A 13,130-nucleotide genomic window follows, 5' to 3' on the forward strand; every position below is an offset into this window, starting at 1 on the left:
TGGTCCCACAGAGCCTCGTCCCATACCTGAGGGTGGACTACCCGTGATCGACCGCGTGCGCCGGGCGACGAACCGCCTCCGCTCGGGACTCACACGAAACCGACTCCGGATCCTCTTTTCCGTCCTACTGGTGCTCTCTGTCGGGGTCGTCGCCGCCGCGGCGGTCTCGACTGACCTCTCGACGGGCTCGGAGACCGCCGTACCGACCGCACCGGAGACGGACGATTACACCGTTATCACCGAGTCGGGCCGGGCCGGAACGATCACCGTCTACGCACCCGACGGTGAGGTCGCGTACTACAACAACTCACGGACGAAGTATTTCGATGCCGACCCGGTCGAAGGCGACCCGATGACTGTCGAATACACGGCGACCGACACGATTCACAGCGAGGGGCCGACCTGTAGCGACCCGCCGTGTGCCCGGAACGTACTGGAGCGTGTCGACGTCGAGACCGGTGAGGTCGACGTGATCTACGAGCGCTACGATTACAAGGAGACCGCTGGCGAGTGGCACGATTCGGCACGGATCGACGACACCCGCGTCGTCATTGCCGACATCGTCGCGGATCAGGTCTTCATCGTGAACACCGAGACGGAGGTCGTCGAGTGGCTCTGGGATGCACAGAGCGAGTTCCCCGTCGAACGGGGCGGACCGTATCCGGAAGACTGGGCCCACATCAACGACGTCGAGTATATCGAGGAGGGTGAAAACGAGGGCCGAATCATGGCCAGCCTTCGGAATCAGGATCAGGTCGTCTTCCTCGACCCCGACGAGGGACTCGTCGAGGAGTGGACGCTCGGCGAGGAGGACAACTACGACATCCAGTACGAACAGCACAACCCCGATTACATTCCCGAGTCACAGGGCGGACCCGCAGTTCTCGTTGCCGACTCCGAGAACGGCCGGGTCCAGGAGTTCCAGCGCGAGGGAGACGAGTGGACGCGAACCTGGCAGTGGGCGGACGACCGGATCCAGTGGCCGCGTGATGCCGACCGGCTACCCAATGGACACACGTTGATCTCCGATTCGCACGGCAACCGCGTCTTCGAGGTCGACCAGTCGGGCGAGATCGTCTGGTCGGTCGGATCGACGCTTCCCTACGAGGCTGAGCGACTCGAAAGCGGCGCGGAAAGCGAGGGGGGACAGAGCGCGGCCGAACTCGGACTCGAATCACGAACCGTCGACGCCGATGCCGCCGAAAGCGGCGGGGGTGTCGATCCGTTTGGATTTCTCGACAACATCGTTCAGGAACTCCTCCCACATCGGGTCTACAACGGTCTCCTGTTTGCGACACCGATCTGGGTCGGTTCGATGGAGTTCACCGCCATCGGCGTCGGCCTCCTTATCGGGATGACGTGGCTCGGTCTGGAGATCAGGTGGCGACTGCGCGATGCCGGCATCCGGTTTCGCCATCCCATCACTCGGCGTGACCGGTAGCCCGAACCTCTCGCCTGCCTCCCGGCGATCTCCATGCGCTCACATCACCATGTCGCTACCCAGCAGATAAAGTCCGGTGAGGATCGACTGATACGACAGCGTTCCGATCGCCGACAGGGTGACAAACGATCGCAGTTGCATATCCGACAGTCCGGCAGGAACTGTGAGCACCCCCCGGACGAACAGCAGTGTATTGCTTCCCGCGACGGCGAGTGGCCCCCACCGATCGAACCAGCTGTCGAACCGATCGAGTCGAGCGCCAGTGAGCGGGAACCAGCGTTTTTGTAGGAGATACTCCCGTCCTGCATGGCGGATGAGGAAAAACAGGATCGTCTGTCCGATAGTCGTCCCGACGACGGTGATCGTTAGTATCACGGTGATATCGGCGATAGACGTGCCGACCAGCGCGAGTGCCGTCGGGGCAATGAGTTCGCTCGGCATGAACCGGAGCAACATCGTCCCTTCGAGGATGCAGATCCCTAACAACACGGCGAGCGCGAGATCAGACGTCAAGAGCGACTCTAGCCACGTCGGAGCGTGACCCAGTTGCAATGGGATCATTGGCAGTTGGCAAACCGGTACTGACATACTCGTTTTCGGTTCCTCACGTGGATCGCTCCGTGCCGATGCACGACTACAACACCCCCGAGAGCTGGTAACTCGTCAGGGCAAGCGATGTGAGCAACAGTACAACACCGACGAACAAAACCGTTCGATTGACTCGCCTGTTCTTCGACTTGAACCAGTCGAGTGTAACGTGTCGCCGCGAGAGCGGTGCGAGCGGACGGAGTCCCATCGGCGTCACTACGTCACCAGCGAGGTGGGCGAGGATGCTGCTGGCCCCGATGGCGAAGCCCAGTACCGACGCGAGCGCTCCACCGACGAGAGCCGTCATCACGATACCGGTAAGGGCCCCGACGAGCAGAGCGAACCAGATCGTGTGAGTCCCTCCGCGATGCCGAAGCCGCGGAAGCGGCTGATCGAGGTCAGGGATGTTCGCCAGGCCGACCGTGAGTGCGGCCCCGAAAAGCGCCACTTCGAGCGACCAGTGTCGGCTCACCGTCGGCACGACGAGCGCGTACAGCGCCGCGTTGAGGCCGATGTGGCCTCCCCGATACATGATTCAATCGCGTATTCGGGCCTCCGTTTCGGACGCGCATGAACCGTTCGGTCAGTCCAGGTAGTAAGTTCATCTTACCCCGAACGTACGCATCGACACGCAACCGAGCGCTGCTCACCGGCACCCCTCATTTTTGAGTGATGCTGAGGTACTACTCGTAATGGACGCGGCCGCTCAGTCGAACGTCCTCCTCGTGATTCTCGACACGGTCCGAAAAGACGCTCTCGAACCGTATGGCTCCACCAGAGGGACGACACCACACCTGTCGGGATTCGCCGACGAGGCGACGGTCTTCGAGTCGGCCGTCGCCCCTGCACCGTGGACGCTACCGGTCCACGCGTCGCTGTTTACCGGCCTCTATCCGAGCGAACACGGGGCGGACCAGGAGAGTCCGTATCTCGACGAAACGACCAGTCTGGCGTCGACCCTCTCGGCGGCGGGCTACGACACGGCCTGTTACTCCTCGAACGCGTGGATCACTCCCTATACGGGCCTCACCGACGGCTTCGACGCGCAGGATTCCTTTTTCGAGGTCCTACCCGGCGACCTGCTCTCGGGGCCGCTGGCCACCGCGTGGCAATCGATCAATGACAGCGAGTATCTCCGGCGACTGGCGTCGGCAATCGTCAGAGTCGGCGCGATGATCCACGCCAAACTGGCCAGCGGAGAGCGCGCGGACTCGAAGACACCGACGGTGATCGATCGGACGAAACGGTTTATCGACGAGAGCGATGAGGGCTGGTTCGCGTTCATCAATCTGATGGATGCGCACCTGCCGTACTACCCCCCCGAGGAGTACCGCGAGGAGTTCGCACCCGATGTCGATCCCGGCGATGTCTGCCAGAACTCCAAAGAGTACAACGCCGGTGCCCGCGACATCGACGACGAGGAGTGGAACGCGATCCGGCGGCTCTACGACGCCACAATCGCGCATATGGACGCCGAACTCGGACGGCTATTCGACTGGCTCCGCGAGACTGGACGATGGGACGAGACGACAGTCGTCGTCGCGGCCGACCACGGCGAACTGCACGGCGAACACGACCTGTACGGCCACGAGTTCGCGCTCTACGAGCAGTTGATCAACGTTCCGCTGCTGGTGAAACATCCGGCGCTCGACGCCGACCGACGGGACGACCTCGTCGAGTTGCTCGACTGTTATCACTCGATCATGCACGCGCTGGGCGTCGACCCGGACGACGGAGACGTGGGCGAGGAGGCAAACCCGGTACCGCTCGACCGGACCCGCTCGCTCCTCTCGGAGCGATATCGCGACTTCGGGGCAAGCGACGATCCGGATCCCGGACAGCGCGCAGTCCGCAAGAGCGACGGCGACTACGGCTTCGTCGAGTACGCCCAGCCAGTAATCGAACTCCATCACCTCGAAGAGAAAGCCAGCGAGGCGGGTATCGACCTCCCAGAGTCTCATCGAGCCTATTCACGATTCCGTGCCGCACGGCGTCCCGACGCGAAATACGTTCGCGCGGATCGCATCCCCGACGAGGCCTATCGCCTCGACGAATATCCGAAAGAAGAGTTGCCGGTTTATCCGGCGGACGACGCGGTCGTCGCCGAAACTGAACGGGCACTAGCACGCTTCGAGGAGGCCGTCGGCGGGGCCTGGAACGAGGCGGCCGAATCTGACGCCACTGGGCGAGACGCGCTCGCCGAGGCCGACGAGGTGACCCGCGACCGATTGCGCGAACTCGGCTATCTCGAGTGACGACGGGCGTTACCCCTTATCGAGGACCGACCGATGGGGTGCCCCCGGCCAGTTTCTCGGGAGTCATAGCTGTGACGCCTTCCAAACCCGTGTAGGACAAGCCATATTACGTTCTGGTAGCTACGTTATGATATGATTTCACAGGGTGTTTTCGCCGACGATCAGCCCCACAGAAACACTGTGGCTCGGCGTTTCTCCGACCGACCGAGCGCGCTGTCTCGACGATGGCGAGTGGATCTCCGGCGGGCAGTTCGCCGTCTCTCGGTCTCCCAGCGACGTGATCTGTCATGACCCACCGACTCGACGAAATCGACCATCAGATACTCCACGCGCTGATGACGGACGCACGGAACACGTCCGCACCGATGATCGCGGAGGATCTGAACGTCTCCGCCGGAACGATCCGTAACCGGATCGAGCGCCTCGAAGAAGAGGACGTGATACGCGGCTACACGGCGATCATCGACTTCGAGCAGGCTGGCGGCCGACTCACGTCGGTCTTTATGTGTACGGTGCCGGCCGACGAACGGGAACGGCTGGCACTGGCCGCGCGGTCGATTCCGGGTGTCATCAATGTGCGAGTGCTGATGGCGGGCCGACGTGATCTTCAGGTAGTCGCCGTCGGCGAAAAGACGAGCGACCTGCGGAAGATAGCCCGTTCGCTCTCGGGACTCGACATCCAGATCGAGGACGAGGAGCTACTACAGACGGAACTTCACACGCCGTACACCGGGTTCTTGCCCGAAGGCGATCAAGAGTCGGCCGTCACCGATACGGTTACACTGGCCGACGGGATGTCCGTCGTCGAAGTGTGTGTCACCGAGGATGCACCGATCGTGGGACTGTCGCCGGTCGAAGCCCAGGAAGCGGGTGTGCTCTCTCCGGAGACGGTGGTGATCTCTGTCGAGCGCGAGGGGTCGGTTATTCATCCCCCCGACGAGACGACGCTCCAGCCAAACGACGTCGTGACCGTCCTGCCGACCGAGGAAGCCGACAGTAACGGGCCGCTGGCACCATTCCTCGCCGACGATACGACGAATCCGTCGCCATCATAAACCGTCCCGACGTCGTAAGCCCCTCGTTTTTCACGTTCGAGTCCGAAGTATCGCTATGGTTGATACGATTCTCGTACCGCTCGAACTTCCGGATCCGGAACCGCTGTCGCCCGTATTGATCGAGGACCTCTCGTCGCTGAACGTCGTGGTACTGGGCCACTACGGCCTCCCTGAACAGACGCCGGCCCGGTCGGCGAGCGAACAGTTCGGCGAGGAGGCACAGGAGACGCTCGACGAGATAGCCGAGCAGTTCGCCGAGGCGGGGGCATCCGTCCGGACGCGGTTGGTGTTCGGGAAAGACCGAGCGACGGCGATCGAACAGGTAGCCGAGGAGGAGGGCTGCGTCGCCGAACTCGATCCCGCTCCGACCGACGACATCCGTCGGATCCTCGTCCCGATCCCCGCCGCCGCCGAGGTTACCCGACTTCCCAAGTTCATCAGTCTCCTTAGCGAGGACTCGACACAGCAGATCACGCTGTTTCACGTCGTCGAGAGTGATGGGAGCCGTGAGGAGGCCGAGGAACTCGTCACAGAGATCCGCGACCAACTGATCGATGCCGGGTTCGATCCGAGCGAGGTCGACACGCGCGTCGTCGAGGGGCAAGAACACGACGACGAGATCCTTCGGGTGGCCGACGAGTACGACGCGGTCGTGATGTACGAGGCCGAATCGCGACTTGGCGACCGTCTATTCGGCTCGCTTCCGGATCGGATCGCCAACGAGACTCGCGATCCGGTGATCGTCGTTCGCCGCGACTACTGACTGAGTAGGACTCCTCTCGTGAAGTACCTCGGGGTCAAGCCCCGGGGCTTCGCCGTCTTGGACTGCCCTGCACCCGCAGGCGAATTTAATTCCCCTCGACCTTCCCCGTGAGGGGTCGGCTGGAAGTAACACCCGAACACGCCGATGTGTCCGTGAGGGTCTGTCGCTCCACCACGACACGACAACTCCCGTCTCACCGCCAGTAGCGGGTTTTGAGAGGAGTCGCATTTCCAGCAACCGAACGGCCAGCAAAGGAATTGAGGTCTTCAATTCCATACTTTGAGGGGTTGTTTCTGGCCGTTGTCTGTGTGTTATAGTTCGGAATAGTTATAATTATGGCATATCGTGACGGCATTCACCCTCGGGGGCAAGCCCCGAGGCACTCTGCCTGTTTTCTCTGTAGAAACTACTGAGCGGGAACCGTTCGGAAAACTGCCGACCTGTGTGAATACGACCGCCCTGCGAGTGTCGTCCTCGCTTTCTGAAGGCGATTACTCCGACTCGGGAACGACTGTCGCCCCTTCTTCGTCTCCGCGACGCCGCTGAATGATCGTTCCGATCGCTCCCGTCCTGTCAGTGCGGGATCGACCGTAGGCGAAGTAGATCACGACACCGGCGCTCGTGATCCCGACAGTACCGAGTATCGGGACCAGCCCCATCTGCGTGAGGAGGCCGAGTCCGGCCAGGATTCCGAAGATCTGCACGAACGGATAGCCCGGGGCGACGAACTCGGGGTCGTACGAGGGCAGGTCCGCTTCGCGGAACGCAATCAGTGCAAAGTTCGAAATCGAGAAGACGAGGATCTGGAACGCGCTCGCCAGTTTTGCCAGTTCGATCACCGGCACGAACGCGATCAGCAAGAACAGCACCGTCCCCGTGAGCAACACGGAGTTCCGCGGCGTCTTGAACCGCTCGTCGATCCGTTCTAGCTGTGGCGGAAGCAGTTTGTCACGACTCATAGCGAGCGGGAACCGTGAAGACGAAAGCACGCCGGCGTTGGCCATGCTGATGAGGGCCACCACTGCGATCACGGAGATGATGACAACGCCGAAGCCGCCGAACAATGCGTCCGCCCCCTCTGCCAGCGGTGTCAGCGATGCGCTTCCGCCGGGACCGCCGTGTTTCAGCACCTCGGGGTCGGCCAGTGCGATGATTGCGGCTACGACAAGTACGTAGATGACCGTCATTATCGCCATTGATCCCAGCATCGCTCGGGGCAGGTTCTTTCCAGGATCTTTCACTTCTTCAGCGACGGCAGCAATCTTGGTCACGCCTGCGAAGGAGACGAAGACGAACGCCGCTGCGGTGATGATGCCGCCGCCGCCATCGGGGAAGAACGGCGTGAAAGCGGACGTATCGCCGACCAGCCCGCCGTTGAGCGTATACGCTGTAAGACCGACAACGACGAGGCTGACGATGACCGCCTGCACCCGGCCGCTCAGTTTCGTCCCCGAAATGTTGAGGATGATGACCAGCGCGGCCAGAGCGAGCGCGATGAACTGAACCGCCCCTTGTGAGATCGGTGCGAACAACAGGAGATACGCGCCGAGTCCAACGAGCGCAAACGAACTCTTGAACGCTAGCGAGAACCAGGCACCGATTCCCGCGATAGTACCGAACAGCGGCCCGAGCGCTCGGTCGATGTAGAGATACGTCCCGCCTGACTCGGGCATCGCCGTTGCCATCTCCGATTTCGATAGTGCGGCTGGCAGTACGATGATTGCCGACAACACGTACGCAAGAATAACGGCTGGCCCGGCTTTCTTGTATCCAAGCGCCGGAAGGACGAAGATCCCACTCCCGATCATCGCCCCCATACTAATCATCATCGTCGAATAAAGTCCCAGACTCCGATCCAGATCGTGTCCCACCATGTGCTCACCCTCACTTAATATACCCGATCTTATATTTATTTCGGATTCCTGAATAACGGGGTATCCAAACTACTTATAACTCAGGGCAGTGTAGTTGGGAGTGACAGGTGACACGATGGCAACGACACACACACGAAACTACAGTCGAATCGGCCGATCGGTCCCCGCGGGGTTTATAGGGCTTATGGGAGCGCTCCTCGGTGCATTAGCGATCGGCTTTCTGCTAACCCATCGAGAATCGGCGGTCTGGTGGCAGGTCGAACTGATCGTCGTGGCAGCCGTGTCCTTCGCAATAGTGTTCGGCGCGTACCGACTGGCAGGGAGTTCCTACGACACGACCGATCTGTGGGTTATCCTCGCCTGGAGCGTGGCCGGCATCGTCGGTGCGGATCTGATCGGCGGTGGGCTCTACCTGCATCAGCTTACCGAACAGGTCAACCTCGCCGATCCGGCGTTCTTCTTCGAGTATCTGTCACTGCTCGGCCTAGCAATCGGACTCGCGTTCGGTATCAGCCGCCGCTCGCGGATCCGCCGCGAACTCGAGGGCGTCTTCGACGAGGAGCCTGCGGATCCCGACGCGATTCGCTCGCTCCTGGCACTGCTCGGCGGTGATGGTCGAACGCTCCGCCGGCGCTGGGATGTCGCTGCGGCTATCGCCGATACGACGACGCTTGCACTCCCGATTCCCGTGCTCGCTCACCGCCTTGCCGACAAGGAGACGGCCGCGTTCCCTGACGATGACGCGGAGGTCGAGACGCTCCTGTACGAGGAGATACTCCCGACGCTCACCGAGAACGGCGTCGTCGACGTCGACTACGAAACGGAAACGGTGGAGTACGTCGGCCCCACGGCAGCGGTCGAACACCTCGCGACACCGTGACTGAGGCGAACCATCCAGCACCGACCGATCGGTGCTGATCGGGCATCCGTCCGAGCGACGACCGGCCTGTCGTCCGCAGGTTTATTTTCTCTCCGGCCCCTCTCCGAGTCCAATGGCCGGCGATTCCTCGTTCGATCTCCTTTCGATTCCTGCCCACGCGGGACATCGTCTCTCTCGAACCGCCATCGAGGACGCGCTGGCGTACTTCGATTCCGACGCGGTCTGTCTGCCCGGCGAGTTCGATCCGGAACTGTACGGCGGCGTTCGCAAGGTCGCTACGGTTCCGGTGATCGCTCCGCGGGCCGGGACGGGCCACGTCGGACACCACAGACGCACCCCGGAGGGCGAAGTCGTCGATCAAGCGGCGGTCGACCCGACGACTGCGACCCACGAACTCGTTTCAGTCCGCGAGAGGAGCGTCCTCTCCGAGATCGACGAGATCCTGCCGAACGGCGAGGACGCCGCCGAGGACTTGCCGACGGTGCTCGTCGTCCCGGATCTCGCCGTCCAGCACGATCCGACGACGCTGACGGCGCGGTTGCCCCACCTCGATGCGCTGGCCGAGATCCGAAACGTCCTGTCGGGCCCGCTGATCGTGCTCGCAGGACGCCAGCCCGCGAACTACCACCATCCCTGGGACACTGGCGGCGGAGAGCCAGTGACGGTCCACGGAATGGGCGGCGGCGCGGACGGATCGCGACTCACGTTGCTCTCCTGTACGGCGAGCGGCGCGGTCGCCGGGGAGTCAGTCGACGCCGACAGTTTCGGCCTCCGGGCGATCCACGGCGTCGGCGCGAAGACGGAAGCCAGCCTGCACCAGCAGGGGATCACGACGCGCTCCGGACTCGCCGAGACGCCGGTCGCTACGCTCGCCGATCTGTCCGGCGTCGGCCGCGACTCCGCGGAACGGATGCACGCCCACGCCGAAGTCATCGAGACGGGCGATCCCCTGCGACTCACCAACGTGTCGCTCCCGGCCCTGCGGAACGGCCGGCAGCCGATCTGTCTCGACATCGAGACCGACGGCCTCTCGCCGACGGTCGTCTGGCAGTTCGGCATCTACGACCCGGAGACCGACGAGTACACTGCCTTCATCGAGGACGAAACGCCGAGCGAGCCGGGCCGGAACGTCCGGCAGTTCTGCGATCACCTGTTCGCCAGCCACGCCGAGCGGACGATACTGACGTGGAACGGCGACGGCTTCGATTACCCTGTGATCGAACAGTTCGTGCGCCAGCACGCCCCGGAGTACGTCGAGGCGTGGCAGGATCTCTGGAAACACGACCTGTACTCGTGGGGGGTGCGGGACGGGAACGCGCTCCTCCCCGGCCGGACGAACAAACTCGACGACGTGGCGCGGGCCCTCGGCTACGCGGGCGGCGAGACGGGACTAACTGGCGCACAGACCGCCGCGGCCTACCAGCGGTTCATGCGCGCACCCGCCGACCCGGCCGCGGAACCCGACTGGACGCGTCACGAGCGCTACTGCGAGGACGACTGCCGGGCGCTCTGGCACGTCTGGCAGGCAATCGAGGACGCCAGACGCCGCGACCCGAGCGACAGTGCGACCGATTCGGGCGGCCAGCAGACCGGACTCACGGATTTCTGATATGACTCACCACTCCACTATCGACGTCGAGCGCCTGATTGCGACGTTCCCGCGCGAGGGCGTCTGGCTCGATTCCGACTCGATCACGTACCGGCCGCTTCCGGCACGCGAGGCCGACACCGTCCCGTCCGGCGAGGTGTTGCGCCCGACGCTCGCCGAGCGCTACCCCTTCGAGCCGTTTCGCCATCAGGCCGACGCGCTAAACGCGCTCGACAGGGACGAGAACGTCACCGTCGCCACGTCGACCTCCTCCGGCAAGACCGACGTGTACGCCCTCCAGATCGCCCGGAACCTCCTCGATGCGGGCGTGCTCGCGCCGGACGGCTCCCGGACCGGCGACGCCGACGCGACCGCGCTGTGTATCTATCCGACGAAGGCGCTCGCGGGCGATCAGCGCGAGAGTCTGGCCGACCGCTACGACGAGATGGGACTCGACGTCCGCGTCGCGCGCTACGACGGCGATACCCCCCAGAGCGAGCGCCGGGAGATCAGAGAGCGCGCGGACGTGATCCTGACGAATCCGATGGGCGTGAGTACGTATCTCCACGATCACGACCGCTGGAGCCGCTTTTACTCGGGTCTGGACCTCGTGGTTCTCGACGAGTCCCACACCCACACCGGCGTCCAGGGAATGCACGTCGCGTGGATCCTCCGACGGCTCCGCCGGGTCGTGTCCCACTGGGGCGGCGATCCGCAGTACGTCCTGACGTCGGCGACCATCGGCAACCCCGAGGAGCATTCCGAGGAACTGCTCGACGAGCCAGTGACAGTCGTCGACGAGGACGGATCGCCACGCGGCCCTCGTGATCTGTTGCTGTGGAACCCACCGCCGTCGGGGAGCGAGCAGGAGCAAGGAACCTTCGCGGCGGACGACCCGCCGGCCGCACCGGGCGTCGACGGCGGCATCACCTCGCGGGTGCCCGCCTCGGTCGATGCGCCACGGCTCTGGAACCATCTCACCTACCATGGGATCGGCTCGCTACTCTTCTGTCCGAGCCGAAAGCTCACCGAAATCGCGGTCAGGCGCGCGGCGGAACACCGCTCCGAGCATCCGGGCTACTACCGGGCCACGAACGGGCCGCTTCCCTCGCTCGAAGCCTACAACGCGGGGATGGGCCGGATCACGCGTCAGGAGCGCGAATCCTCGTTCAAGAACGGGTCGCTCGCCGGGCTAGCGACGACCTCCGCGCTGGAACTCGGCATCGACATCGGTGACCTCGACGGCGTGGTCTTGCTGGGCTATCCCGGCCAGCGCCAGCAGTTCTGGCAGCGGATCGGCCGTGCAGGGCGGGGTGGCTCCCGGAGCGTGGGCGTCCTCGTCGCCGACCACCGCACGCTCGACCAGTACGTCGTCGACAACCCCGAGTATCTGCTCGATACCGACGTCGAGGACGCCGTCGTCGACACCGACAACGACGCCGTCTTCGCCCAGCACCTGCTCTGTGCGGCCGACGAAATCGCGCTCGACGAGGCGGATATCGGGCGCTTCGCCAGCGAGGAGCGACTCCGCTCGGGCGTCGAGATGTGGCGACGCGCTGGCCGCCTCACGGGCTATCTCGACGCTGTGGTCCACTACGCCGGCGCGCGCCGCCCTCAGACCGAGGTGAGCATCTACGGCACCGGCGGCGACGAGTACGAACTCCGACTGACTGACGACGTCGATGAGGCCGCAGTCGGCGACTTCGACGCCGAGAACGTCGCGCGAAACCGCGCCTTCCGCGACTACCACGAGGGGGCGGTACGGCTATTCGACGGCCAGCAGTTCGAGGTGACGGCGATCCACGACGACCGGCCCCAGCCAGTCGTCGAACTCGAACCGGTCGACCGGGAGTACTACACGCGGACGCTTTCCGACGTGAACGTCGTCGACGCCGAGTCGGAGCGCTCGCGCGAGGTCAACGGCTTCACGCTGCATTTCGGCACTGGAACCGTGCTCGTCCATCACCACTCCTACGATCAGGTGTACGTCGAGTCGAACGAGCCAAAAGAGCGGCTGCTTCCGACCGACCGCCCGCCGATCAGGATGGAGACCCAACTCTGCTGGGTCGAGGTGTCCGAGGACGTCGAGCGCGGCCTGCTCGAAACGTACCGGGAGTACGGGACAGAGACGGGTGTCGACGCCGAGCGCGCGGGTGCGCCCCAGATCGGCTACGTTGCTGGCCTCCACGCCGCCGAACACGCGATGATCAAGACCGCACCGCTGGAGCTACTCGTCGATCAGGGTGATCTGGGCGGCCTCTCGACGCTCGTCCTTGATAGCCACTACGCCAGCCCCGAGCACGACGAACTCGGTGCGACCGCGGAGCGTTCGCTTGACGCCGTCGAGGCCGTTATCGCGGATCGTGCCGAGGGCTCTACCGGCACCGCCTCGGGCTGGTTCATCTACGATGGCGTCGAGGGCGGGATCGGCTTTGCCCGCGCTATCTACGAGGAGTTCGAGACGCTCGCCGCGCACGCACGCGATCAACTCCGCAACTGCGAGTGCGGCCGTCCCGACGGCTGTCCGGCCTGCACGTACTCGGAGAACTGCGGGAACGACAACGCCCCACTGCTTCGTGAATCCGCCATCGACGTCTTCGAGCACCTCATCGGCGACCGGACGCGGGCCGACCTCCCTGATGGCGAGGAGTCCGAGCGGCGGCCGGCGCTGTTTTACGCGTGATCC

10 protein-coding genes are annotated in these 13,130 nt (G+C 63.8%); 7 read left to right on the forward strand and 3 right to left on the reverse strand.

The annotated features are described in order from the left end of the window. Nucleotides 1–43 precede the first annotated feature (43 nt). Nucleotides 44–1,441, forward strand: a complete 1,398-nt coding sequence (locus ACFQL3_RS03375) for an aryl-sulfate sulfotransferase (protein WP_377051392.1) — start codon at nucleotides 44–46, stop codon at nucleotides 1,439–1,441. Nucleotides 1,442–1,480: 39 nt separating this feature from the next. On the opposite strand, the gene ACFQL3_RS03380 is transcribed toward ACFQL3_RS03375, so the two are convergent. Together ACFQL3_RS03380 and ACFQL3_RS03385 are read right to left on the reverse strand one after the other, a co-directional pair. Then, nucleotides 1,481–2,002, reverse strand: a complete 522-nt coding sequence (locus tag ACFQL3_RS03380; protein ID WP_377051394.1) for a DedA family protein — start codon at nucleotides 2,000–2,002, stop codon at nucleotides 1,481–1,483. Between the two features lie 73 nt (nucleotides 2,003–2,075). Then, nucleotides 2,076–2,561, reverse strand: a complete 486-nt coding sequence (locus ACFQL3_RS03385) for a metal-dependent hydrolase (RefSeq protein WP_377051396.1) — start codon at nucleotides 2,559–2,561, stop codon at nucleotides 2,076–2,078. Between the two features lie 160 nt (nucleotides 2,562–2,721). Here ACFQL3_RS03385 and ACFQL3_RS03390 point away from each other — a divergent pair, with 160 nt between their 5' ends. The 3 genes from ACFQL3_RS03390 to ACFQL3_RS03400 all read left to right on the forward strand — a co-directional run bounded on the left by ACFQL3_RS03390 (nucleotide 2,722) and on the right by ACFQL3_RS03400 (nucleotide 6,102). Continuing rightward, a complete protein-coding gene (locus ACFQL3_RS03390; RefSeq protein ID WP_377051398.1) occupies nucleotides 2,722–4,284 on the forward strand; it encodes a sulfatase in 1,563 nt (520 codons plus the stop codon). Nucleotides 4,285–4,571: 287 nt separating this feature from the next. Next, nucleotides 4,572–5,339, forward strand: coding sequence for an Lrp/AsnC family transcriptional regulator (locus tag ACFQL3_RS03395; RefSeq protein WP_377051400.1), 768 nt, complete (start codon nucleotides 4,572–4,574; stop codon nucleotides 5,337–5,339). A 55-nt stretch (nucleotides 5,340–5,394) separates the two neighbouring features. Then, nucleotides 5,395–6,102 (forward strand): universal stress protein, encoded by a 708-nt coding sequence (locus ACFQL3_RS03400; RefSeq protein ID WP_377051402.1) that lies wholly within the window; start codon nucleotides 5,395–5,397, stop codon nucleotides 6,100–6,102. 491 nt (nucleotides 6,103–6,593) lie between these two features. Here ACFQL3_RS03400 and ACFQL3_RS03405 read toward each other — a convergent pair whose 3' ends face one another. After that, complete coding sequence (locus ACFQL3_RS03405; RefSeq protein ID WP_377051404.1) at nucleotides 6,594–7,976, reverse strand: APC family permease; 1,383 nt, start codon at nucleotides 7,974–7,976, stop codon at nucleotides 6,594–6,596. A gap of 184 nt (nucleotides 7,977–8,160) precedes the next feature. Here ACFQL3_RS03405 and ACFQL3_RS03410 point away from each other — a divergent pair, with 184 nt between their 5' ends. The 3 genes from ACFQL3_RS03410 to ACFQL3_RS03420 all read left to right on the forward strand — a co-directional run bounded on the left by ACFQL3_RS03410 (nucleotide 8,161) and on the right by ACFQL3_RS03420 (nucleotide 13,127). Further along, nucleotides 8,161–8,856, forward strand: coding sequence for a hypothetical protein (locus tag ACFQL3_RS03410; RefSeq protein ID WP_377051406.1), 696 nt, complete (start codon nucleotides 8,161–8,163; stop codon nucleotides 8,854–8,856). Nucleotides 8,857–8,968: 112 nt separating this feature from the next. Further along, nucleotides 8,969–10,465, forward strand: a complete 1,497-nt coding sequence (locus ACFQL3_RS03415) for a ribonuclease H-like domain-containing protein (RefSeq protein ID WP_377051408.1) — start codon at nucleotides 8,969–8,971, stop codon at nucleotides 10,463–10,465. 1 nt (nucleotide 10,466) lies between these two features. Continuing rightward, a complete protein-coding gene (locus ACFQL3_RS03420; protein ID WP_377051410.1) occupies nucleotides 10,467–13,127 on the forward strand; it encodes a DEAD/DEAH box helicase in 2,661 nt (886 codons plus the stop codon). Nucleotides 13,128–13,130 lie beyond the last annotated feature (3 nt).

It is taken from the genome of Natronoarchaeum sp. GCM10025321 (genome assembly GCF_042663585.1).
GTDB lineage: Archaea > Halobacteriota > Halobacteria > Halobacteriales > Natronoarchaeaceae > Natranaeroarchaeum.